Here is a 25,166-nt window from a genome sequence, read left to right as displayed (position 1 = left end):
CGTATATGGTATAGGAAAATACGCATATGAAAAAATCATGCTCGAAACAGCACTATTTTCTGCCGTGAAAATCCCAAAAAAATCCTGCCGGGGCAGGATTTTAGTGATAAATCATTATATACCCAACGTCATTCAGGATGCAGGCAGGCGGTAAGGGAAGCCGGACAGGGAGCATAGGTAAACTATGTGCACTGGTGATAATATGACCGGATATTCTGTATTTTTTGTGTTTTCTGAGGACTCAGTACTTAATCTGAATCAGAGGGATCATCGATGGCAAGTTTACAGGAGATAAATTGAGCATATGCGGAACACCTTGTATTCCGCAAATGAGTAATAAAAAATCTGATTTTACTGCTGTGAATTAAAATAATTCCTGTACATGTCCATTTGTTCCGGCGTAATTTGAGTCGGATTAACTAATACCTGCACCGGTACATTAACCGGAAGTTGTTTTATCCCATCATGAACCAAACTCCCCGTAACCGCCATACCCGCACCAATTGCTGGTGTGACCGGTGTCATTGATGCACCAATTGCTGCTGTTAACACCAAATCATTTATAAATTCAATATTATTTATGACTTCCGAATCATTAGCACCATATACATTTTCCATCATATTATTATTTAATTTTTTCACTCCTTACCCTTATTTGTTTTTATTGAACAATAGACCCATAGTATAAATAAATTAATAACATCACCTGTAATGGCAGTGATATAGTAATATTTATCAAGCATAAATGAAAAACCAATGGGTATATTTTTTATAAAAAATTAGTCATTACAGAGTAAAGTGCAATAACTAAACATGAAATTATAAGAACTAAAAAAATCGAATTGATATATTTAGGTTTGATATTTTATCTCTAATACTAATAATATTCATCAGACTTAATACAATGGCAATTGCATACTGACCTGCATCAGGCATAATTCCTCCGAAAACATTAAGAAAAGAATTATACAGTAGTATTATTTTCTTTTTATGAAAAGACGTTTGTACCCTTATTCATTCAAACTACAGATTCGTTGGCTGCATCTTGAATGACGTTGGGTATATATTAAAAAAGCCGGTAATAATTAACCGGCTTATTAATGATATTAAAATTATAGATATTTAAACAACACTCAGCACCTGATTCTGGATCAATAAGTCAATCGAGTAATCATGAATAGTAATGGTATTTTGTGCATCACTGATAACAACATTCCCTTTTACATCACGGGCGTGGAGCAGTACATCGCAGACATCTTTAAACATATCTGAGGTAAACTGAACAGTATCTTTATCATGTGCATACTGGTTTAAATCCATAATATCAGTTTTTCCGCCACTATTTTTGTTAAAGTGGAAAATATCATTGCCGATACCGCCAAACAGAATATCATTACCTTTGCCGCCATACAGGAAGTCATTACCTTCCCCGCCGTATAACTCATCATTACCGTCATTGCCGAGAAGAATATCATTGCCTTCCCCGCCGACCAGCAAACTGGCAATTTTCAGGGCGTGCAGTGTGTTATTACCACCAAGACCAAATAACACACTGCCGGTTAAATCATCATCACCGTTTGTACCAATCACCACATTTTTATACTGTACGGTCTCTTTGGTTTTGAAAATAAAACCGGATTCATAGCTCAAATTGCGAGCATTCACATCAAAGATTTTATAACTTTCTTTGGCGAATTCCACTTTTTCAATGGATTCTGTTTTTTTCATCCCGGTACCATCTTTCGGGCGGAAATAAACAAAATTATCCACGTTGTAAATATCCCAGTCTCTGGCAAATCCATGCAGCATCAGCGTATCTGTTCCGGTTCCGCCGTCGATCACATCAGCACCCAGACCCGGTTTTATTTTATCATTACCGCCACCGGCAGAAATATAATCACCTGCATCGTTACCTTTGAGCATATTGCCGTATTCATTGCCGAATATAAATGCCGGTTTACCGTAGTGCCCGGTGTTTTGATAAATATCCCCCACCCATTTTGTATGGCGCATCAACTGGGATAAATTATCCATGACAACAACACTGTCTTTATTCAGCAGCGGGTAAAATTTAGATGTTGCAATTCGCTCCCAACTGTCAGTTACCATATTCATAATATGGGGTGTCCAGCTGATCGGAATATTCAGTAATGATTTCGCCAGATAATTACCGCCACCCAATAAAGATAATGAATGTGGATCATCAAATGAAATAATGTTATTAAATGCAGAGTTATAATTCTTGTCAGGATTAACAACAAACAGCTTAGTATCCAGGAAAGCACCTAAAAAAGAATCCGCATCACCTGCAATTCGGAATACACCATCATTTTCAAAGCCAATATTCAGAACAGAACCATCATCGTGAATATTCGGGCTGGCAAATGCAATATAGTTTGAGTCTTTAAAGAATCCGCCGGCCAGCGATTCCCTGGCTTGTGCGTTGACATTCACTAATCCGGCGCCCAGGCTGTTACCGGTGATAATAATATCTTCCGGTGACAGATTATTTTTAATCGCCAGATCTTTAACTGCTTCCAGCAAAGGCTCAAGATGCTTTGCAATGCTTCCGTTATTTAATTGTGTATAATCAATAAGATCAACAAGGTCATTAGTTCCGGTCCAGGAGAGTGTGATTTTTGTCAGCTGGTTATGATCATCAAACTCACCTAAAATACGGGATTGTAATCCCTGAGACGGAATAATCTTACCCGTTGCCGGGCTGGTCACTTTATAAAAACCAAAGCGATCCATTGCGCTATTCGGCAGGTTAAGCTCAGCCGGCTTTAATTCACGCCATCCGGCAGGAATACCAATATCCATTTTACTGGGCATCCAGTTAAATGCATTAGATAATGGCTCAAGTATATGATTAATCACTTTTGCCACAGGGAAAAAACCAAGTTGCGTATGCAAGTTATCGTACATAGCAATTTTTTTAGCAGTCATCATTAAATCTATTGATTCCTGCGTTGTATAATTTTTATAATTAAATATCATTTGTTCATTCCTTGAGTTTATTCCTTTACGCAATTATATTTTTATAATTGAATCAGCATTAATGTAGTTCAAATTTCAGGTAATGGCAATTAAAGCAATCTTTAAATAGGGCTTATTATTTATTACGTCAGAATCAGGCATTAATACCAGGAATATAAAATAAAACAGCCTGTTATAAAAACAGGCTGTTTATCTGAATCCATGATTATTTACCCGGTATTTAGAAATATTACCGTTCCCAGTAAGATTCTTCCAGGCTGTCTTCCCGTTCCGGTAATCCTTTAGTCAGACGCGGTGAATGCTGAATAAGTACCTGATAGCTTACCCGGTTAGCATACCGGCATACCTGAGCTAAAGAAGAATACGTCAGATAGCGGCGCTGATGTTTAGCAGAATTAGGAATATTCATCCGGTGATAGCTATTTGCAGTAATATCATGAAGCAATGCAGATAATGCACCATCTCCGGCACCGTTAGTATTCATTATTTTTTCCGGTCCGCCCATATAGGGTTCAATATGGGAATAAACCCGTGATGGTTCTGTGCAATCTTTTTTACGCATTGCACGACTGAATTCATAACGGTTAAATTCAGCCAGTCCGCCCGGTAATAACGGATGCGTTGTTTCACGTTTAAATTCATCCTCAGAATATCCGGCCATATATAAACCCGCCGGACCTGCGGTACAGAGCACCAAATCGACCCAGTCGAGTGCTTTGTCTGACGCCAGAAGAGGATCAGCAAGCCCTGTCAGCGCCAGCGCTTCTTCCTCATTCATTGCCAACACTGACACATTGTCTGCGAGGAAATCACACCACCACTGCGGATCTTCCGCAATCACATGTTTTGTACCCAGAGTCAAAACAACCGGAACATTATGTTTCTTTGCATATTCGATGGCTTTCATGGTCGCTTCCGGCATCGGCTCGCCAGGCTTACAGCGAACCAGATACGCTGTCAGTACCAAGGCTGACGCCTCAGCAATAATATCTTCAGGAATATTTTCCGGACGCAATTGATTCATCAGCCCGGGGCTGATGGCAAATGTCCGCTCGCCATTTTCACTGATAAGGGTAAAACAACGCCCGATAGGACCATCAACGCCCTGCAAATAATTAAGATCCATCCGGCTGGATGTATTACATAAGTAATAATAAGCATAACTGCCGATCCGGATATTACTGCACATCGTGCCCAGTAATACAGAGCGGTCATCTGCTAAAACAGAGTAATTATGCAATGTGTTTCCGATAGTACCACCCGCAAATTCGTGGGTAATAAGTGACTTGTCAATCAATTCGCGATAAAGCGCTTCTGCCGTATCATCTTCGATAACCAGAGAATGCCCGCGGCTCAACTGATAACGGTTGATGAAATCATCATCTACATTCGCTTCGATATCCACGAGCGTCTGATCGATGCCCACAACATAAGAACGGGTATTTTCATCATCCATCATCATTTGGATAGGCTGCAACAGCGGATCACGCAGGCTGACAGGAAAATAGTGTTTGGATTTACGTCTACCGGGGAATTTCATAGTGATTTAATGGCGCCAGAAAAAGATAGCGCATTTTATCATAAGCTGACAGAAATGTGAGCGGGCAGACACATGAATGCCCGCTCAACCGGAAATTACGCCGATTTTTTCCGGTTAACAAACATATTCCATGAAAAAACGGCCAGAACAGAGAGAATAAAACCTAAAAATGCAGAAGCCAGGATATACATTTTAACCCCCGGTCCGTCTTTTATGACCGGCAGAGCAGGTGCTTCCTTCACGGAAAATGGCATGATATCCAGCATGCGGGGATCCGCATTATTAATCGCCTGCAGAGCATAAGCCCTGTTCTGAAGCCCGGCATTCACTTTAGATAAATCCATGTTCTTCAGTGCATTTTCTATTTCAGAAATAGCCGGACGCCCTAACGCACTGTAGGCTGCGACCGGATCAGACACTGTATTTTGCGGTGGAACAACCGGACTGTTTCCGGCTATTTTCCCGGCCATATTCAGGTATGCCAGTGTCTGATCGCGCTCATGTTCAACCTGCACAAGTGCAACACGGTATTCATTTTTTCCCTTATCCAGCGCAGCATCCAGATTTTCCTGTAACTGAGTTTGCAGTACTGTACGACTATAGTCGCGGGTATAATCCAGATAGTCTGCCAGTACGCGCTGCGCAGTTTGCGGATCATTCGCCGTGAAAGAGACGTTGGCTGTTGCCGGCATCAGTAAATTGGCCTCTTTTCCCTGAAAACCGAATGTACCGGATGTTGCCGGGTTGCCCGTTGACTGCAAAAAATTCTGCTGAATATCCGGTGACTGCCAGACAGTACCAAGTACGTTAAATGCAGCAGGCAGGTCAGATACGGCAGACACATTCAGCGCCCCCATTTGCAGGCGCAGCTTATTAAATAGTGGCATATCACGGACATCAACGGCGGCAATTTCAGCCGTACTTGTCCATTTTTGCGGCATAAATTTTGACAGACCAAACCCGGCGACCGTAAACAGCAGTGTCACGATAATAATAAAAACTTTATAGTGATAAAGCAGCTTAATGAGATCGATAATATCAATCTCATCATCATTCAGATTAGCTGGTTCCTTTGTACTCATCATATCCGCGCCACCCGTCATTTCTGCTATGAAATACGCCATTTCACTAAAAACGAACAAAAGAATCTGTCATTTTAAGATAAATTAATTGTCACAATATTAATTTTAACATTAATTCCTAAAATTCTACGCATTACAGAGGTATATCTCAGACTAATCCTTATTACAATGCAAAAAAACTAGCCAATAAGAGTACCTAATAGTTTTATATGGATATCATTGTCATTAAGAGACCGGATATAATGATATTCATCACCTCCGGCAGTTAAAAAGAACGCTTTATTCTGTTCCTTTATTTCCTCTAATGTTTCAAGACAGTCAGCCGAAAATCCCGGACACATCACCTGAACAGATTTAACCCCCTCGCCGGGCAATGACTGCATTGTTTTATCCGTATAAGGTGCCAGCCACGGCTCTCGGCCAAAGCGGGACTGATAAGTATGCATAATATGTTCAGCGGGAAAATTCAGACGTTCGCGCAGTAATACAGTTGTCGCTTCACATTCAGCAGGATAAATATCCCCCGTTTTTGCATAACGCACAGGAATACCATGATAAGACAAAATCAGTCTGTCCGGCTCACCGTGTTCGGCAAAAGCCGCTTCAGCCGACTGCGCCAGCGCCTCAATATAGAGCGGGTGTGTCGCATAACTGCGGATAAAATTCAGTGACGGTAACGTTCTGTAGCGCTTAAAGATATTCGCCAGCCCGTCAAATACAGCACCGGTGGTTGAACAGGAATACTGAGGGTACAGCGGCAGCACATCAAAGTGCGTAACGCCCTGTGCAAGTAATGCCTCAACCGCAGATTCAAGAGAGGGAGAACCGTAGCTCATGCCCAGCTCCACAGGGGTATCCGGCAGGGCTTTTGCCAGCGCCGCCTGTTGCCGCCGGCTGTAAACCAGCAGAGGTGAGCCTTCATCCATCCACACAGACTGATAAAGCTTTGCCACACGGGGTGAGCGGAACGGCAATACAACACCCCGCAAAATACATTGCCAGAGCAGCGCAGACATATCCACCACACGCGGATCACTGAGAAATTGTTTAAGATAACGTTTAACCGACGCCGTATCCGGTGCATCCGGTGTGCCCAGGTTGACCAGTAAAACACCACGTTTATGTTGATTCATTGTCAGAAAATCCTGTCAGCAACTGATTGTCATTAGGGTTATCAGGGTAGTGCAATCATACAAATGATTCTTATTCTTTTCTGCCATATTCTTCATCCTTCAGCCTGCAGGGGTGTTGGCTGCTATCTTTCACCCCCGGTCACATACTTATATACCCTTATTTATTCAAACTGCAGGTTCGTTGGCTGCATCTTGAATGACGTTGGGTATAGTTACATACTAATATACGTGCTTCCGGAATAAAAAAAGGCAGCCATACGGCTGCCTGACAGAAATAAAGGCCGTATTAACCTAAAATACGCGCTAATTCCTGACTGACTTCATTTACCGGACGGGTGCCGTCAATGCAGGTATATTTTACATCGCCTGCCTGTGCATCCTTCTGGTAATACGCAATTAATGGCGCGGTCAGCTGATGGTATTCCACCAGACGTTTGCGTACGGTTTCTTCCTGATCATCTTTACGGATAGTCAGTTCATCGCCGGTCACATCATCTTTATTTTCCACTTTCGGCGGATTGTATCTGACGTGATAAACACGGCCTGAGCCGGAGTGCACACGGCGACCGATAATACGATCAACAATAATTTCATCCGGTACAGCAAATTCCAGAACGAAATCAACTGAAATACCGGCGTCTTTCATTGCATCAGCCTGCGGAATAGTACGCGGGAACCCATCCAACAAAAAGCCATTGCGGCAATCATCTTGTTTGATACGCTCTTTGACCAGTGCGATAACTAATGCATCAGTCACTAACTTACCATTGTCCATCAATTCTTTTGCCTGAAGACCCAATTCACTGCCGGATTTCACTGCTGCACGCAGCATGTCACCCGTCGAGATCTGAGGGATCCCGTATTTTTCCATGATAAATTGAGCCTGCGTTCCTTTACCGGCGCCCGGTGCGCCGAGCAGAATAATACGCATTGCGTAAACCCCTTGCTGGTTGCTTTTTTATAATTCGGATGAAAACAAGCTACCATACCATTTGTCAGGGCATAGACTCAAGAAAACCGGGGTAACTCCCCTGCCTGTTTTCATTTATATAAAAGAAAAAACCACATGATTATCAGAAAATCATGTGGTTTTTAAATAGGTTATGTGTGATTACATACACATACCCGGAATGAATCTCATTTTAGCCTAATAACAGGCTATTCATCCGGGAAACAAATTCATTCGGATCTTCCAGTGTACCGCGCTCAACAAACAGCGCCTGATCCATCAGCAGATTGATCCAATCGGCAAAAAGACTTTCATCCTGCTGTTCTGCGGCGCGTTTCACCAGCGGGTGCTCAGGATTAAGCTCAAAGTTATATTTCACTTCAGGCGCTTCCTGACCCGCAGCGGCAAATAATTTCGCCATCTGGGTACTCATATCACTGGCATCCGTTGTCACGATAGCCGGCGTTGAGGTCAGACGATGAGTCAGTTTTACTTCTTTCACACGCTCACCCAGCAGGGCTTTCACGCGCTCAATAAACGGTGCCAGCTCTTTATCTGTCTCTTCTTTAGCGGCAGTATCTTCATCATCTGCCAGTTTATCCAGAGATTCATCGGCTTTACTGACTGACTGGAACGATTTACCGTCAAATTCATTCAGGTAATTCATCATCCACTCATCAATACGATCAGAGAGCAGCAGTACCTCGATACCTTTTTTACGGAACAATTCCAGGTGCGGGCTGTTTTTCGCTGCGGCATAGCTGTCTGCCGTAATGTAATAAATCTTGTCCTGACCTTCCGTCATGCGGGAAACATAGTCCGCCAGCGAAACGGTTTGTGCGGAACGGTCTTCTTTTGTGGTCGCAAAACGCAGAAGTTTGGCGATAAGTTCCGCATTACTGCTGTCTTCGCCAGGACCTTCTTTAAGCACCAGACCAAATTGCTGCCAGAATGTCTGATATTTTTCTGCATCATTTGCTGCTATTTTTTCAAGCATCTGTAAAACACGTTTAGTCAGCGCGGTACGCAGGCTGCGGGTGACTGCGCTGTCTTGTAAGATTTCGCGGGACACATTCAGCGGCAGGTCGTTCGAGTCCACCAGCCCGCGCACAAAGCGCAGATAATTCGGCATAAATTGTTCGGCGTCGTCCATAATAAAGACGCGCTGAACATACAGGCTCAACCCGCGACGCTGGTCACGCTGCCACAGATCAAAAGGGGCGACAGACGGGATGTAAAGCAGGCTGGTATATTCCTGCTTACCTTCCACACGGTTATGCGCCCACGTCAGCGGGTCGGCAAAGTCATGAGACAGATGCTTATAAAACTCATTATATTCTTCATCACTGATGTCGTTTTTATTGCGCGTCCACAGCGCCTGAGCTTTATTGATTTTTTCCCATATCACGGTGCCGTCTTCTTCATTTTTACTTTCGATTTCAACCGGCAGTGCAATATGGTCAGAATATTTGCCGATAACCGAGCGCAAACGCCAGTCATCGAGGTACTCATCTTCGCCTTCGCGGAAATGCAGGGTGATCGCGGTTCCGCGGGTATCTTTATGCGTTTTGGCGATGGAGTAATCCCCTTCCCCGGCAGATTCCCAGAAAACAGCCTGGTCACTTGGCACACCGGCGGCGCGGGTAACAACCGTCACTTTATCGGCAACAATAAATGCCGAATAGAAACCGACCCCGAACTGACCAATCAGCTGGCTGTCTTTTGCCGCATCAGATCCAAGGGATTCCAGGAATGATTTTGTACCGGATTTGGCGATAGTTCCGAGATTATCAATAACTTCGTCGCGGGTCATCCCGATACCGTTGTCACTGATGGTCAGTGTACGCTTTTCTTTGTCCACAGAAAGACGCACATGCAAATCACCGTCATTTCCATACAGCGTGTTATCGGATAATGCACGAAAACGTAGTTTATCTGCCGCATCAGATGCGTTTGAGATAAGCTCGCGCAGGAAGATTTCTTTATTGGAATAGAGAGAGTGGATCATTAATTGCAGAAGTTGTTTTACTTCTGACTGAAAACCACGGGTTTCTTGTTCTTGCAGACTCATTAATAACCTCACGCTGACATCATAAACGAAAAAATGGTATAGAGATCAAGTGGGGTCGGTCATGGGATTTTCAAGGTGAAAGGCGTATTTTTTATGAGAAAGATAAGAAAAGATGACAGACGGCATAAGCCGTCTGTCCGGGAAAACGCGACAACCAATCAGTAGTCGTTGTTAAAACGAATTTTCTGACGCCCGGCGAGAGAGTGGGATAAGGTTGTACCATCCACCATTTCCAGCTCACCACCAACCGGTACGCCATGTGCGATACGGCTGGCTGAGATACCAAATTGTTCACACATTTCAGCGATATAGTTGGCAGTCGCTTCACCTTCCACAGTCGGGTTAGTCGCAAGGATCACTTCATTGAGTGTTTCCCGCGACAGCCGCGCTTCCAGTATGTCCAGCCCGATATCTGCCGGTCCGATGCCGTCCAGCGGGGACAGATGTCCCATCAGCACAAAGTAGCGCCCGGAGAACTGCCCGGTTTGCTCAATGGCATGAATATCCGCCGGACTTTCCACCACACAGATAAGCCCCGTCTGCTGACGTCGCGGGTTGGCGCAAATTGTGCATTGTTCCTGCTCGGTGAATGTCCGGCAGTCCTGACAATGACCAATTTCCGACATCGCGCGGGTCAGCGCCTGTGCCAGACGCATTCCGCCGCTGCGGTCGCGCTGTAACATCTGAAATGCCATACGCTGTGCGGATTTCGGGCCGACGCCCGGCAAACAGCGCAGTGCATCCATCAGAGACTCAAGGAGCGGGCTGGTTTGCATCAGAACGGCATCTTAAAGCCCGGCGGCAGTTGCATGCCGCTGGACACTGATGCCATTTTTTCTTTCTGTGTTTCATCGATACGACGCGCAGCATCATTAAATGCCGCCGCAATCAGATCTTCGAGCATTTCTTTGTCGTCTTCCATCAGGCTTGGATCGATTTCAACACGGCGGCAGTTGTGTGCGCCGTTGATGGTGACTTTAACCATACCTGCACCGGATTCACCAGTGACTTCAATAGTTGCAATCTCTTCCTGCATTTGCTGCATTTTGTCCTGCATTTGCTGGGCTTGCTTCATGAGATTGCCCAAACCGCCTTTACCAAACATAGTTTTCTCTCTTTGATTCAATTGTGCCTTCCGGCACAAGGTGGTTAAACAGGCCGGATACTCTCTTCATCCAAATCCGCATCAAAAAAGGTCAGCAGCGTCTGAATCGTTTTATCCGTCACAATAGACTGACGCGCCTGCGCCAGCATCTCTTCATAGATGGCCTGCCGCCATTCCAGCGGCGTTTTCATGCTTAAATCATCATCTTCACAGATAGTGAGATTAATAATTTTACCATAAAGTTCACTCAGTGCATCACTCAGCACACTGTGTGCTGATTTTGAATTCAGATGGCGCTGTGATGAACGCAGATGCAGGCAAATAGTATTCTCATCTGTCTGCTCTTTAAAGGCATTCAGCGCCAGTTGCTGCACCAGTTTCGGCAGTGGCATTTTGTCTGTATCCGCCGCCCAGGCATCCCGCTCACGGGACATAACCGCTAATTTCTCAGCAACTTCCGGTGTTTTTTCATGCTCAAGGGCTTTTTTGATATCTTTCGGGCGCGCAACCGGTGTTTTTTCTTCAATGACATCCTGTGTTTGCGCACGCCACTGATAAGCCAGGGGTTTATCCGGTGTTTTTGATTTCGGTGCGGACACAGCCCGCGCCGGACGATTTTCAGCGACAGCCGCAAGTCGCGCCAGTGCTGAGTTCGCCGGTTTAACCTTATCAGTTAAGGCAACCGGCTCAGACTTTTTTGATGGCGGAGGCTCCTGCCGGTTCAGAACATCCCGCGCCTTCAGTAGCTGGGCGGTCGGGCTGTTTTCCATCTCCGCAGAGAACGTTTCACCCTGTGATGCAACACTTTGTGAAGCAACAGGCGTGACCGGCTGCGATGCACGCGGCTGACCCGGCAGTGAAACCGGTGCCACCGACGGCGCACTAATCACTTCATCAATAATATTACGCGGATGGAATGCAAGTGCACGCAGCAGAGCCATCTCCACGCCCATCCGCCGATCAGGCGCGTACATCAGCTCTTTGCGCCCGACCAGCAGCGTCTGATAATACAGTTGCAGATCCGCAGGTGCGACTGCCCGCGCCAGAATACGCAGGCGCTCTTCAGTGACATCGGCGGTATTCTCCTGCACCGGCAGCAATTGCAGCATGGCCGTTTTATGCAGTGCCGCCAGCATCTCCACCAGCAGGTTTTCCCAGTCTGCACCGCGTGAGGCGGCGTCATTCACGCCATCCATCACCTGCACACCGTCGCCTTTCACCAGGGCTTCCAGGATAGTCAGGGGTTGTTCGTCATCAAGCGTGCCCAGCATCTGACTGACAATATCCGCAGTCACTTTTCCGGCACCCAGTGCAATTGCCTGGTCTGCCAGACTGAGCGCATCACGCATGCTGCCGTCAGCGGCACGCGCCAGTAACAAACGCGCGCGCGCGTCATTTTCAATCTGCTCGGCGGTCAGAATAGTATCAAGCTGCTGACTGATTTGATCCACATCCAATGCTTTCAGGTGAAACTGTAAGCAACGGGAAAGGATTGTGACCGGGAGTTTTTGCGGGTCAGTAGTTGCCAGCAGAAATTTCACATGCTCCGGCGGCTCTTCCAGCGTTTTTAATAACGCGTTGAAGCTGTGCCGGGAAAGCATGTGGACTTCATCGATAAGATAGACTTTAAAACGCCCGCGTGCGGGGGCGTACTGGACGTTATCCAGCAGTTCGCGGGTATCTTCTACTTTTGTGCGTGACGCGGCATCAATCTCAATCAGATCAACAAACCGCCCCTGTTCGATTTCCAGGCAATTCTGACATTTTCCGCACGGGGTTGCCGTGATGCCCTGCTCACAGTTAAGCCCTTTGGCAAACAGACGCGCAAGTGTGGTTTTCCCGATACCCCGGGTGCCGGAAAAAAGATAGGCATGGTGAAGCCGCTGATGTTCCAGCCCGTTAGCGAGCGCTGTCAGAACATGCTGCTGACCAATAACCTGTGAAAATATTTGTGGTCGCCACTTACGGGCAAGGACTTGATAGCTCATGGATTCCGCAGAGAGTGAACATGATTTTGCATCATGCTACCACAGCCTCACCATTATGGGCGAGGCTGAGTTTGCGTTTGATGCAGGAGAGACTTAGTCGCCGGCATATTCCAGCAGGCAGAAACTGTGAACATCTTCAGCTTCAAGGCGGGCAGCACCACCGAGATCAGGCAGACCGATAATAAATGCGGCTTCATGAACAGAACCACCCAGACGGCGGATCAGACGGATAGTTGCGTTAACAGTACCGCCGGTTGCCAGCAGATCATCCACAACTAACACATGATCACCTGCTTTGATGCTGTCTTTATGCATCTCAAGGGTATCAGTGCCGTATTCAAGGTCGTATGTTTCACTGAGGGTTTCGCAGGGTAATTTCCCTTTTTTACGGACAGGGACAAAGCCGACACCTAAACGTAACGCAACCGGTGCGCCGAATAAGAATCCACGGGCTTCAGTGCCCACGACTTTAGTGATCCCTTTATTCTCGAAATGCTCGACTAACAAATCGATGGTCATCCGGTACGCTTGCGGATTATCCAGTAATGTGGTGATGTCGCGGAACAAAACCCCTTCCTTAGGATAGTCAGGGATAGCCCGGATACTTTCTTTAATAAATTGCAGTTGTTCAGCAGTTGCGCTCATAATAGGTGCCAGTATAGAGAACACGAAACATCAGAATCTATGCAAATCAGGGGGAAATTGCAACCGTATCCCGTGACTTTGACGATTATTTGTTGTTTTATGTCAAACAGAACTAAAAATGTAGCTGTAACTATGATCCCGGGCACATTTCACTGAGGCAGAAAATGAACACCAGACAGCTTTTACTGGCCTTGCAGGAGAAAATAGCCGCACTGGAAACACAGATTGCGCCGATTGCTGACCAGGAGCTTGCCCAGCGCCGGTTCGACGATAATTTATTTTCTGCCCGCAATAAAACACTGCGCCATAATATGGATGAACTTCAGCGCCATGTTAACCAACTGACACAATGTGTGGATGAAAACCGTCCGGATCAGGTGCGTTTTCTGGCTGAAAAAATTGTTGCCCAGATAGCAGCACTGAACCGCGAAGCCGCCACACAGTCCCTGCGTAAAAAAGAGCAGCACTATACACAGCGGGACAGCCAGGTCGATTTGTATCAGCGTCTGGCGCAGCATCAGGATTACGAGCGCCGTCTGGCACAGATGACAAATGACCGCGAACTGGCTCTCGGAAGCGCGCCGTCATTTGCTGAACAACAAAAAATACAGAAAGAGCTGGCTGCCCTTTCCGGACGGCTGGTACGCTGCCGTCAGGCATTACAGCGAATCGAAAAACAGATTGAGCGCCGCGACGGGCTTGAGTTTTAACCCTGAGATAACAAAAATTTATGAGTCTGGATAATGCACCCGATGAGGTAAAACTGGCGGTTGATCTCATCTGTTTACTGGAAAGCCACCAGATACCGGTGGAGACGGTTCTGGCGGCATTAGAGATTGTCCGGCAGGATTATGAAATAAAACAGCGCAATGCGCCCGGTGGTCAGGCGGGCTGAACGCCGTTATTTGGCCCCTGTACCTGCACTTCTTTTCCGCTGTTCTGATCATGGAGATACACTTCCAGCTGATTGAACGCGATATTAATGTCATTTTCACGGCACATCTGGTCAATCGCCCGGTTCACTTCATCCTTAGTCGCCCCGCGATCGCCGATGGTGCGGACATAAAAACGTAATTCATGATCCAGACTACTTGCACCAAATGTCATGAAATAGGCTCCCGGCGCCGGGTCTGTCATCACTTTCGGGTTATCTGTCGCCGCTTTCAGTAACACCTCCCTGACTTTATCCAGATCAGAGCCGTACGCCACGCCCACACTGATAACGATACGGGTGACAGTATCTGAGAGTGACCAGTTGGTCAGGCGCTCGGTCATAAAGGCTTTGTTCGGAATAATCACTTCTTTGCGGTCAAAATCAATCACCGTGGTTGCACGGATGCGGATTTTATTCACCGTCCCGGAGAATGTACCAATAGTCACGGTATCCCCGATACGGATCGGGCGCTCAAACAGAATAATTATCCCCGACACAAAGTTGGCAAAAATCTCCTGTAACCCGAAGCTCAGACCAAAAGTTAAGGCCGCTGCCAGCCATTGTAATTTACCCCACGATACCCCGAGCATGCCAAAGGCTGCAATAGTCCCTATCCCTACTATCATGTATGTCATAATTGTGGTTATCGCATAAGATGTTCCCTGGCGCAGAGAGAGCCGCGAAAGTACCAGCACTTCCAGCAGCCCCGGCAGGTTGCGCATCATTATCCAGGACACTACGACAATCAGCACCGACAGAATAAGATCCCCGAGGGTTACGGCTTCCACGACATTTCCCAGCGCGGTATCAACATTCGAATGCCAGAGAGTAAAACTGTCGAAGAAAGAAAAAATAGTAATAAAATCAGACCAGATGCCATAAAACGCGGCGGCGAAAACAATAAACAGCACCATGGATGTCATACGCAGAGATTGCTGATTAATGAGCTCCATTGACATCGGCGGCTCCTCAACCATCACCTCAGGGATCTCATCCCCTTCATGCTGCTCTTTATGTTGTGACAGTTGTTTCTGGCGGCGGGCCAGGGCGCGCTGATATGTAAGCCTTCGTGCTGCCAGTGCCAGCCCGCGCAGACTGGTGTGATACACGATATACCAGAGCAGCAGCAGATACAGACTGTCAATCCAGCGGCTGCTCAGGCGCAGCGCCGTGTAGTAATAACCCAGTCCGACAAGTACCACCAGCACCAGCGGGGAAAATGTCAGCAGCGTAAGCAGAGTGGCGCGCACCAGATGTGAGCCTTTCTCCCGCCAGATTTCAATACAGAACGGCAAGGTGAATGCAAACACAAAGACCAGCGCAACCGGTACCACCAACTGACCTATCACGTCATCCACCAGACGCAGCGGATATTCCATTCCGTATGCCGCCCATAACATAATCGGCAGCAGTGGCAGTGCAAGACGAATCAGGCGTCTGCGCCCGGTACGGCAGATTTCTGCATCGATGCCAAAGTGTGTGACGGCAATACCGTCCGGCTTCATTATCCGGTAGCTCCACTCAAATAATACCCAGAAAAATGCAAGCTGGCGGGAGATTGTCCACATCAGGGCAGAATCCGCACTGCCGGTTTTCAGGCAGAAATAGCCGAATGCAATGACAAGTAATGATGATGGCAGTGTTTTAATCAGCACCAGTCCCAACGCCATCGGCGTATATATCTGTCTGTCTTTTTTCAGCCGTCCGACATTGGCGTTGATTTCACTGAGCCGGGTATCGATATTCTTTGAGCCGAAACGCAGCAGCAGCGCAATAATCATCAACGGAATTGTAATATAGAGGGAATTAATAAACCCGTTTCCGAGACTTTGCAGTGACCAGTTCAGATCCAGCGAAGTCAGTTCCTGTTTTGCGGCCCCCGGAAAAGACTGAAACCACGCAAGATTCACCGGCTTGTTACTGTTCACCCAGAAAATTTGCTGCGCCAGGGTTTTTTCCAGTGAGGCGACCACGGTCACCAGCTGAGTCTGATCCAGTTGCAGATTAATCGCCTGTGAGATCTGATTACCCATCTGAGTATTGAGCTGGTCAAGCAGATCCTGACGGACTGACACCACCTGCACCAGTGCATGTTTTTGCGCCCGCTGCCCGGCTTCAGATGCCGGCATATCATGGGTTTTGCCATAGTCAGCAATCAGGGTATCGGCAAAGCTGTCCGGCTGGTAGAGCTTGTCGCGCTGCTGATTAATTTCAAACTGCTCCAGACGCAGGTCTGCTATCCGGTCAGGTAAATCCTTAATCAGCAAATCCTGCGGCAGGTCGATTTGTTCTTTAAATAAAATACGGGAAAGCAGCAAACTGCCGCGCAAAACGGTTATCTGTTCTTTCAGGTTCCGTTCTGATTGCAGTGCGCGGTCAAGAATACTTTTGACTTTAATGGTTCGCTGCACAAGCTGGTTATTATTGCGTGTTGCGGCGACTAATTTTTCACTTAAATCATGATTTAGTGCAATTTCACGCAAGACCAGCGGATCATCCTGAATATTGCGCTGGCTGTCATCCGAGCTCTGTGCTTCTTTAGCTGCTTCTTCTGAATAATCCAGACGCTTGCCGCTGACGGTTTCCTGAATGACATCAATATACCCTTCCAGTTGCTTAATACGCTCCACCACATAATCACGCTGGAGTTGTAATACATTCTGCAACAGGGTATTCGACTGCAATGCCCTTTTCTGGAAATCAATCTGCTGCTGTAAGGTATATTGCTCTATCTGGAGAGCTTCAATCTCCGTCGGGCGCAGCACTTTTTGTGCCGCCAGTGAATCATTAAGCAGTGCCCTGATTTGCTGAAGACGCTGCACATTGGCATACATAATATTTTGTGCGCGTTCCGGCTGGGTCTGAAGTGCTATCAGGTCACTGTTATAAGAAGAGAGATTATTTTGTGCCGTCTGTAAGGCTTCAAGTGTGCTGTTCAGCTTCTGTTCAAGCTGAGCCAGGGGCAGATTCTGAATACTGGTTTTATACTCAGCCAGCCCTTCATCCGTTAATGATTTTATCTGCGTTAATTTCTGTGAGACTTGTTCAGACAGACGTGGGGCTTCATCCACCTGTTTTTTCAGTTGCTGTGATTTATCTTTCAGGGAATCGAGATTGTCATAAAAAACCAGGGCGCGCTCCAGATCCTGAACCGCAAGCTTGTCATTTGCGGTCTGGTCTTTGCGGTTATTCAGCGCACTCAGTTCAGTCTGGATAGTATTGCGGTCAGGAATATCCTGTGCCGCCGCGAGTGCTGCACTCTGCCACAGCACTGATAGTGTCAGTAAACAACAGGTGAACATGCGGAAAAAAAGCATCAGGGATAAACCGGACGCCGGGATGCGACTGACTCGCTTCATAGTAATATTCACCTGTGCCTGCCCCGGCGTTCTGTTTTAGTTTATATACCCTTATTCATTCAAACTGCAGGTTCGTTGGCTGCATCCTGAATGACGTTGGGTATACAAGAATTAAAATGTAATGATTTTTTCAGCATCCAGTGACCACTGTGCCAGTTCACCGAGTGTACCAATCTGCACACCATCAACCAGAGGAAGGTCTGTCATTCCGCGGGCATCGGTACAGGTCTTGCACAGTTTAATCTCCACCTGCTGCGCCAGCAATATCTCCAGCATCTGTTTCAGATTATATCCCTCTTTCGGTTGCTGCCCGCGTAATCCGGCGACAACAGCATCAGACATCAGAAAGACATTCATCGGCACCTGACTGTCTTGTTCTTTAATCGCAATGGCCAGACGTAATGCATTAAACAGAGATTCACTGCCATACGCAGCACCATTGGCAATAATTAATACAGGCTTCATACATGAGATCCTTGAGTCAGATTGTTCGGAAAATGTGTGTCAGGCGTCTGCCGGCGGTAGTTGCATATTCTTACTGAGCATCAGCATATCCAGATAACCGTCAACCAAATATTCTGCCTGTCCGACAATATTAAAACTCTCATTGGAAAAGAGCCAGTTTTCTAACAGCCCGGTTATCATTCCCCGCAACATAATGGCGGCACGGCGCAGGTCAAGAGTGGCAGGTAAAAACCCCTGCGCAACACTTTCAATCAAAAATACTTCAATTCTGGAATATTCTGTTGCGTATAAATTCTGACGAATGGCAATAAGCTCACTCATTTCACCGGTGAATTCACATTTGTGGAAGGAAATACTCATAATCGCCCGCATTTTCGTATCCAATGCAACTGATTTTAAAATGTAAATTAATATTTTCTTAAACACTAAAAGTGGATTATCCGGGTGTTTTGCCCGATACTCTTGTTCAATCAATCCAATTTTTGTATCAGTTATTGCGCAGACTTCAGTAAAGAGATCCACTTTATTTTTGAAGTGCCAATAGATCGCGCCACGGGTGACACCCGCTTGTTTTGCAATATCCACTAATGACGTCGACGAAACACCTTGCTCACTGAAGGTTATTAATGCGGCATCAATAATCTGCTGGCGGGTTTCCCGGGCCTGTTGTTTAGTTTTTCGTGCCATGTACGGTCAGTGTCACCTGAAGTTAATTTACATACATTCGTGTATGTTTGTATTATAGCACGCTGAATTAAGAGTGAAGCAACCCTATTTCACCAGTTGAAATATCGACATTTTATAGAGGTTTACTATGCGAAAAAACAGAGGCGTTCTACCTCTGGCGCTGTTCGTCCTGTCCGGAAGTATCCTGCTGTCCGGCTGTGGTGAAGAGCAACAAAAAGGGGGCGAAATGCCACCGCCGGACGTTAAAGTCGTCACACTGAAAGCCGGACCACTGACCGTGAGTACCGAGCTTCCGGGCCGAACTTCAGCTTACCGCGTTGCCGAGGTCCGCCCGCAGGTTGGCGGCATTATTTTAAAACGCAATTATAAAGAAGGAAGTGACGTCAAAGAGGGCGAATCGCTCTATCAGATCGATCCGGCACCTTTCAGAGCAACACTCAGCAGCGCTCAGGCTGACCTGGCCAAAGCCAAAGCCAATGCAGAATTGGCCCGCCTGACAGTAAACCGCTATAAACCGTTGCTGGGAACTAACTATATCAGCCGCCAGGATTATGATACGGCGGTATCAACTCTCGCGCAGGCTCAGGCTGCTGTTCAGGCAGGACAGGCTTCTGTTCAGACTGCTCAGATAAACCTGAACTACACCAAAGTCACATCACCGATTGCCGGGCTTTCCGGTAAATCATCTGTGACAGAAGGCGCATTAGTGTCCTCAGGACAGGCTCAGGCTCTGACACTGGTTCAGCAAATCGACCCGATTTATGTCGATGTGACACAATCCAGTGATGATTACCTGCGTCTGAAACAGGAAATTGCCAGCGGTGCTATCGACAAAGAACAGGGTAAAATTGCTGTCACCCTGGTGACGGCAGAGAACAAAGATTATACCCATAAAGGGTATCTGGAATTCTCCGATGTGACTGTCGATGAAACCACCGGCTCAATCACTATGCGTGCAGTGTTCCCTAATCCGTCTGAATCACTGCTGCCGGGTATGTTTGTCCGTGCCCGGGTGGATGAAGGTGTGCGTCCTGACGCTATCCTTGTTCCTCAGCAGGGAGTGGTTCGTACAGCAAAAGGCGGTGCCGTTATTAACGTCGTCAACGCGAAAAATGAAATTGAAGTCCGTCCTGTTACTGTCAGCCAGGCATACGGTAACAAATGGCTTGCCACCTCCGGTGTGAGCAGCGGCGAACGCGTTGTTGTGGAAGGTTTGCAAAAAATCAAACCCGGCGTTGTTGTTAAGGCAACCGAAGCAGATTTAAACGCACAGCCGGCGGCTGTGTCGAAGAATGATGAATCTGCTCAGAAGCCCCAATAAGGAGTCAGTGATCCATGCCAAAGTTTTTTATTGAAAGACCGATATTTGCATGGGTAATAGCGATTATTACCATGCTTGCAGGTCTGTTGGCGATCATGAAACTGCCCGTGGCGCAATATCCGAGCGTTGCCCCTCCGGCGATTTCTATTTCTGCAAACTACCCGGGTGCAGATGCCGAAACAGTTCAGAATACGGTAACTCAGGTTATCGAACAGAACATGAACGGTATCGACAATATGGTGTACATGTCTTCAACCAGTGACTCAGCAGGTAATATGAGTATCTCGCTGACATTTGATGCTGACACCAACCCGGATATCGCACAAGTTCAGGTGCAGAACAAACTGCAACTGGCAATGCCTTTACTGCCGCAGGAAGTTCAGCAACAGGGGATTACCGTTGAGAAATCAACCAGTTCATTCCTTCTGGTTGCCGCGTTTATTTCCGATGATAAAGACATGTCACAAGATGACATTGCTGACTACGTCGGATCAAACGTAAAAGATCCTCTCAGCCGCGTAACCGGTGTAGGTGAAACACAGCTTTTCGGTACCCAGTATGCTATGCGTATATGGCTTGATCCGGACAAGCTGGTCAAATACAACCTGACGACGATTGATGTTATCAATTCAATTAAAGTCCAGAACAACCAGGTTGCCGCTGGTCAGTTGGGCGGAACGCCACCGGTTAAAGACCAGCGGCTGAACGCATCAATCATCGCGCAAACACGTCTGAATACGCCTGAGCAGTTCCAGGAAATCATGCTGCGCGTCAATACTGATGGTTCGGTTGTCCGTCTTAAAGATGTGGCCTATGTTGAACTGGGCGCGGAAAACTACGGTATTATCGCCCGTTATAACGGCAAACCATCTGCCGGTATCGGGGTTAAACTTGCCACCGGTGCCAACGCACTGGATACAGCGAATGCTGTTCGTGAAAAACTGGCTGAAATGCAGCCATATTTCCCGGATGGTATGCACGTTGTTTATCCTTACGATACAACACCCTTCGTTAAAATTTCGATTTTCGAAGTAGTTAAAACACTGATCGAAGCAATCATGCTGGTGTTCGTGGTGATGTATCTGTTCTTACAGAACTTCCGCGCCACACTTATTCCGACGATTGCCGTACCGGTTGTATTATTAGGTACATTCGCCATCCTTGCTGCATTCGGGTATTCGATAAATACCCTGACGATGTTTGCGATGGTGCTGGCTATCGGTCTTCTTGTGGATGATGCCATCGTTGTGGTTGAAAACGTTGAGCGTGTCATGCAGGAAACCGGTCTGCCGCCGAAAGAAGCCACAAAAGTATCAATGGGCCAGATTCAGGGCGCGCTGATGGGGATCGCGATGGTACTTTCTGCGGTATTTATCCCGATGGCCTTCTTCGGCGGGTCAACCGGGGCAATTTACCGGCAGTTCTCTATCACCATCGTATCAGCCATGATCCTGTCAGTATTAGTCGCATTGATCCTGACACCGGCGTTATGTTCCACCATGCTTAAGCCAATCAAGCAAGGTAGTCATGGCGCACAAACCGGATTTTTCGGCTGGTTTAACCGTATATTTGAAAAGCAGACGCACCACTATACTGACAGTGTGGGACGTATGCTGCGGGGCACCGGGCGTTATCTGCTGCTGTATGTACTTCTTGTCGCGGTTATGATTGTGATGTTTATCCGTCTGCCTTCTTCTTTCTTACCGGAAGAGGATCAGGGGGTATTCCTTGCAATGGTTCAGTTACCACCGGGCTCAACACAGGATCAAACTCAGGTTGTCCTTAATGAGGTGAGTGATTACTTCATTAATACCGAGAAGAATGTTGTTGAATCTGCCTTTACCGTTAACGGCTTCGGCTTCGCGGGTCAGGGACAGAATATGGGTCTGGCATTCGTAGTTCTGAAAAACTGGGATGTACGTAAAGCTAAGGAAGATAAAGTAGAAGCGATTGTCGGCAGAGCTAACGCGAAGTTCAGTCAAAATCCGGGAGCCATAATATATGCGTTTAATATCCCGGCAATTGTTGAGCTGGGTACATCCAGCGGCTTTGATCTTGAGCTGATGGATAATGCCAACCACGGACATGAAGCATTAACACAAGCCCGTAACCAGTTACTGGGTCTTGCCGGTAAACATCAGGACATGCTGGTTCAGGTTCGTCCGAACGGGATGGAAGATACCTCGCAGTATCATATCTATGTCGACCAGCAGAAAGCAGAAGCATTAGGGGTGGATATCAGCACCATTAATGCAACGATGAGTACCATGTTCGGCGGAACTTACGTCAATGACTTTATTGACCGCGGCCGCGTGAAAAAAGTCTACATTCAGGCTGATGCACCGTACCGTATGTTACCTCAAAATATTTCTGAGCAGTACGTACGTAACAATACCGGTCAGATGGTACCATTCTCTGCTTTTATTGATACGAAAAAGGATCCGTGGACATTCGGTTCTCCGCGTCTGGAACGTTATAACGGTTTACCGGCAATGCAGATTCAGGGTAGTGCGGCTCCGGGTAAAAGTAGTGGTGACGCAATGACACTGATGGAAAACCTGGCAAAAGAATTGCCGCCGGGCTTTGGTGTCGAGTGGACGGGTATGTCTTATCAGGAAAAAATGTCGGGTAACCAGGCTCCTGCTCTGTATACCATATCACTCATCATCGTTTTCCTTTGTCTGGCTGCGTTGTATGAGAGCTGGTCTGTGCCGTTCTCCGTTATGCTCGTTGTTCCGCTCGGGGTGATCGGTGCGTTGTTACTGACCCACATGCGCGGACTGGAGAATGACGTTTACTTCAAGGTCGGCTTACTGACGACAATCGGGTTATCGGCGAAAAACGCCATACTGATTGTGGAATTTGCCAAAGACCTGATGGAGAAAGAAGGCAAAGGACTTGTTGAAGCCACACTGGAAGCTGTCAAAATGCGTCTGCGTCCGATACTGATGACATCGCTGGCCTTTATGCTCGGGGTTATTCCGTTAGTCCTGAGTAACGGTGCCGGTTCCGGTGCACAGAACGCCGTAGGTACAGGGGTATTCGGTGGTATGATTGCCGCAACCTCACTGGCTATCTTCTTCGTTCCTGTCTTCTATGTGGTGATCCGTCGCCGCTTTGACAGCAAGAATGAAGATATTGAGCATGCTCATGCAGTGACTCAGAAGAGTAATAGCCCCGACGGATTTTAATCCTGCTTAAACGTAAAAAGGTCACATTAGTGACCTTTTTTTATTTCGCTATCATTATGAATATTTTTAAATTTTTGTCATCGGAACTTAAATAAACAATTGATAAATGTAAATTATAACATTACGGATAATGTAATTTTTTGTCATGCTAAATTGTATTTAGTATCAGCCATTCATAAAAAAATCAGTAAATTTAAGTACCTGTGTAATTACAAGTTACGTATTAGTGCATTTATTCTGCATTTACCTTTGTATTTTTTGTATTTTAGCTAGTGACATCGGCATAAATAGTGTTATATTACAGAGAAGGTTATCTCAGATCTCTTTATCCATATCTTTTTTCGGAACACCACGTTCATTAACTGAAATGGATTTAACACTTAATCAGAGTCTGAGCGCCCTACTGCTTCAAATAGCATCAAACTTTACATTACCTTTATTTATAAATAAAGGCTGACTATATTTAAATATACCGACGACGATAACGTAATAACTTACTCACTTGTTAATTATTATTTAACGTTTTTCAGCGCCTTATCATTCTCGGCTACATCCAGGAGGTGATTATGGACGAATATACGCCACGAAATTACGATATTGCGGTACTGAAGTATCTGTGTGATGAACTCTGCCACGATGGCATACACACACTCATCAGAAGCAATAGTTATTGGGTTAATGATTTAACATCTGATTCAAACTTAAAACTAAATGAATTATTAGGCTACATTGCTGACGTAGTCTGGAGTTTTAAGATAAAACATACTCAAAATAAGGACCTCATTTCATTTATCGATGAATATATCGATGAAACTTATGCGCTTTTCGGGTGTATGGAAGTTTCATTTAATGATATTGAGGAATGGAAGAAGATGGCGTCGCTTGTAAGCTCTATGCTCACCAGCGAGGGACATCTTGTTCATTAATGGAATATAAACTTAAATATCAATACATTGCGCAACAATAAACCGGCAAGAAGATAATATTATGATGACTAAAACAGACTATCTGATGCGCTTACGCAAGTGCACTTCTATCGAAACACTGGAACGTGTTATTGAGAAGAACAAGTATGAACTGACTGATGATGAGCTGGAGCTTTTTTATTCAGCCGCCGACCATCGTCTGGCAGAATTAACCATGAATAAATTGTACGATAAAATTCCGCCATCGGTCTGGAAATTCGTACGTTAATTCGGTCTTGTCGCCGGCGACCTATAAAGCAATAGTCTTATTTTAGTGATCCAGAGCCAAAGACACTACTGACTTTGGCTTCGATCATGCTCGTCCGTTTATCTCATTCTTCCCGCGTTGTTCAATTTTTATATTACGATAAAAATACACTTTATAAAAAAAATGTATATTTCCTAACTTACTCCTTCCGGAAGTTATTAAATATAACACTGTGTTTATATAATAGCAGAAAGTGTATTTATTCTTTTTACTCATTCCATGGGTTGAAACAAGTATAATAAATTGATCTTATCATGCTATTTTCTGATGAGAGACACGTCATTCAACCCGGGGCAAATATCCTGTTTCACTTTAATTGCGGCAGAATACTGACGGGTGTTATCTCAGGTTTGTACCTATTTTGCGCTAAACAGGGATAACGCCGGGTTATGAATAAGCCTGTAATATGTGCCTGAATAAATATACCTGACGTCATTCAAAATGCAGGCCGGTGTATACACGC

At 46.1% G+C, this 25,166-nt stretch carries 20 protein-coding genes; 6 read left to right on the top strand and 14 right to left on the bottom strand.

Annotated features, from left to right (window positions below; genetic code table 11):
* Positions 1–351 precede the first annotated feature (351 nt).
* From ACMHKJ_RS14420 to apt, 11 genes are all read right to left on the bottom strand, one after another.
* On the bottom strand, positions 352–642 hold the full coding sequence (locus tag ACMHKJ_RS14420; protein ID WP_413494927.1) for a hypothetical protein: 291 nt from the start codon (positions 640–642) through the stop codon (positions 352–354).
* Between the two features lie 480 nt (positions 643–1,122).
* The gene (locus ACMHKJ_RS14415; RefSeq protein ID WP_413494925.1) at positions 1,123–2,952 is read right to left on the bottom strand and encodes a calcium-binding protein; all 1,830 of its coding nucleotides are present in this window, start codon (positions 2,950–2,952) and stop codon (positions 1,123–1,125) included.
* A 277-nt stretch (positions 2,953–3,229) separates the two neighbouring features.
* The gene (locus ACMHKJ_RS14410) at positions 3,230–4,540 is read right to left on the bottom strand and encodes an inosine/guanosine kinase (RefSeq protein WP_413494923.1); all 1,311 of its coding nucleotides are present in this window, start codon (positions 4,538–4,540) and stop codon (positions 3,230–3,232) included.
* Positions 4,541–4,635: 95 nt separating this feature from the next.
* Positions 4,636–5,625, bottom strand: a complete 990-nt coding sequence (locus ACMHKJ_RS14405) for a Wzz/FepE/Etk N-terminal domain-containing protein (protein ID WP_413494921.1) — start codon at positions 5,623–5,625, stop codon at positions 4,636–4,638.
* 176 nt (positions 5,626–5,801) lie between these two features.
* A complete protein-coding gene (gene hemH, locus ACMHKJ_RS14400) occupies positions 5,802–6,755 on the bottom strand; it encodes a ferrochelatase (protein ID WP_413494920.1) in 954 nt (317 codons plus the stop codon).
* 286 nt (positions 6,756–7,041) lie between these two features.
* Complete coding sequence (gene adk, locus ACMHKJ_RS14395; protein ID WP_067369745.1) at positions 7,042–7,686, bottom strand: adenylate kinase; 645 nt, start codon at positions 7,684–7,686, stop codon at positions 7,042–7,044.
* A gap of 211 nt (positions 7,687–7,897) precedes the next feature.
* On the bottom strand, positions 7,898–9,775 hold the full coding sequence (gene htpG, locus ACMHKJ_RS14390; protein ID WP_413494918.1) for a molecular chaperone HtpG: 1,878 nt from the start codon (positions 9,773–9,775) through the stop codon (positions 7,898–7,900).
* Positions 9,776–9,933: 158 nt separating this feature from the next.
* Entirely contained in the window at positions 9,934–10,551 is a 618-nt protein-coding gene (gene recR, locus ACMHKJ_RS14385; RefSeq protein ID WP_067369751.1) for a recombination mediator RecR, read from the bottom strand.
* Positions 10,551–10,880: a YbaB/EbfC family nucleoid-associated protein gene (locus ACMHKJ_RS14380; RefSeq protein ID WP_067369754.1), complete on the bottom strand. Its 330-nt coding sequence runs from the start codon at positions 10,878–10,880 to the stop codon at positions 10,551–10,553. The genes recR and ACMHKJ_RS14380 overlap by 1 nt, the downstream gene beginning before the upstream one ends.
* 44 nt (positions 10,881–10,924) lie before the next feature.
* Positions 10,925–12,868 carry a DNA polymerase III subunit gamma/tau gene (gene dnaX / locus ACMHKJ_RS14375; protein ID WP_413494916.1) on the bottom strand — a complete coding sequence of 648 codons (1,944 nt, stop codon included), beginning with the start codon at positions 12,866–12,868 and terminating at the stop codon, positions 10,925–10,927.
* Positions 12,869–12,961: 93 nt separating this feature from the next.
* The gene (apt, locus tag ACMHKJ_RS14370) at positions 12,962–13,513 is read right to left on the bottom strand and encodes an adenine phosphoribosyltransferase (RefSeq protein WP_067369757.1); all 552 of its coding nucleotides are present in this window, start codon (positions 13,511–13,513) and stop codon (positions 12,962–12,964) included.
* A 164-nt stretch (positions 13,514–13,677) separates the two neighbouring features.
* Between apt and priC the strand changes: the two genes are divergently transcribed.
* Complete coding sequence (priC, locus tag ACMHKJ_RS14365; protein ID WP_413494913.1) at positions 13,678–14,223, top strand: primosomal replication protein PriC; 546 nt, start codon at positions 13,678–13,680, stop codon at positions 14,221–14,223.
* A gap of 20 nt (positions 14,224–14,243) precedes the next feature.
* A complete protein-coding gene (rsmS, locus tag ACMHKJ_RS14360) occupies positions 14,244–14,408 on the top strand; it encodes a pleiotropic regulatory protein RsmS (protein ID WP_413494911.1) in 165 nt (54 codons plus the stop codon).
* Here the strand turns inward: rsmS and mscK are convergent.
* The 3 genes from mscK to acrR all read right to left on the bottom strand — a co-directional run bounded on the left by mscK (position 14,396) and on the right by acrR (position 18,958).
* Positions 14,396–17,806 (bottom strand): mechanosensitive channel MscK, encoded by a 3,411-nt coding sequence (mscK, locus tag ACMHKJ_RS14355; RefSeq protein ID WP_413494910.1) that lies wholly within the window; start codon positions 17,804–17,806, stop codon positions 14,396–14,398. The two genes, rsmS and mscK, sit on opposite strands and share 13 nt — an antisense overlap.
* Before the next feature lie 111 nt (positions 17,807–17,917).
* Positions 17,918–18,271, bottom strand: coding sequence for a DsrE/DsrF/TusD sulfur relay family protein (locus ACMHKJ_RS14350; RefSeq protein ID WP_413494908.1), 354 nt, complete (start codon positions 18,269–18,271; stop codon positions 17,918–17,920).
* 39 nt (positions 18,272–18,310) lie between these two features.
* Positions 18,311–18,958: a multidrug efflux transporter transcriptional repressor AcrR gene (acrR, locus tag ACMHKJ_RS14345; protein ID WP_413494906.1), complete on the bottom strand. Its 648-nt coding sequence runs from the start codon at positions 18,956–18,958 to the stop codon at positions 18,311–18,313.
* Between the two features lie 127 nt (positions 18,959–19,085).
* Here acrR and ACMHKJ_RS14340 point away from each other — a divergent pair, with 127 nt between their 5' ends.
* The 4 genes from ACMHKJ_RS14340 to ACMHKJ_RS14325 all read left to right on the top strand — a co-directional run bounded on the left by ACMHKJ_RS14340 (position 19,086) and on the right by ACMHKJ_RS14325 (position 24,664).
* Positions 19,086–20,279, top strand: a complete 1,194-nt coding sequence (locus tag ACMHKJ_RS14340) for an efflux RND transporter periplasmic adaptor subunit (RefSeq protein ID WP_413494905.1) — start codon at positions 19,086–19,088, stop codon at positions 20,277–20,279.
* A 14-nt stretch (positions 20,280–20,293) separates the two neighbouring features.
* Positions 20,294–23,470, top strand: a complete 3,177-nt coding sequence (locus ACMHKJ_RS14335) for an efflux RND transporter permease subunit (protein ID WP_413494903.1) — start codon at positions 20,294–20,296, stop codon at positions 23,468–23,470.
* 566 nt (positions 23,471–24,036) lie between these two features.
* Entirely contained in the window at positions 24,037–24,396 is a 360-nt protein-coding gene (gene tomB, locus ACMHKJ_RS14330) for an Hha toxicity modulator TomB (RefSeq protein ID WP_413494901.1), read from the top strand.
* A 64-nt stretch (positions 24,397–24,460) separates the two neighbouring features.
* Positions 24,461–24,664: an HHA domain-containing protein gene (locus tag ACMHKJ_RS14325; protein WP_067369990.1), complete on the top strand. Its 204-nt coding sequence runs from the start codon at positions 24,461–24,463 to the stop codon at positions 24,662–24,664.
* Positions 24,665–25,166: the final 502 nt, after the last annotated feature.

The organism is Morganella psychrotolerans (assembly GCF_965118875.1).
In the GTDB taxonomy this organism is placed as follows: domain Bacteria; phylum Pseudomonadota; class Gammaproteobacteria; order Enterobacterales; family Enterobacteriaceae; genus Morganella; species Morganella psychrotolerans_C.
This window is presented reverse-complemented; position numbering and strand designations above follow the sequence as displayed.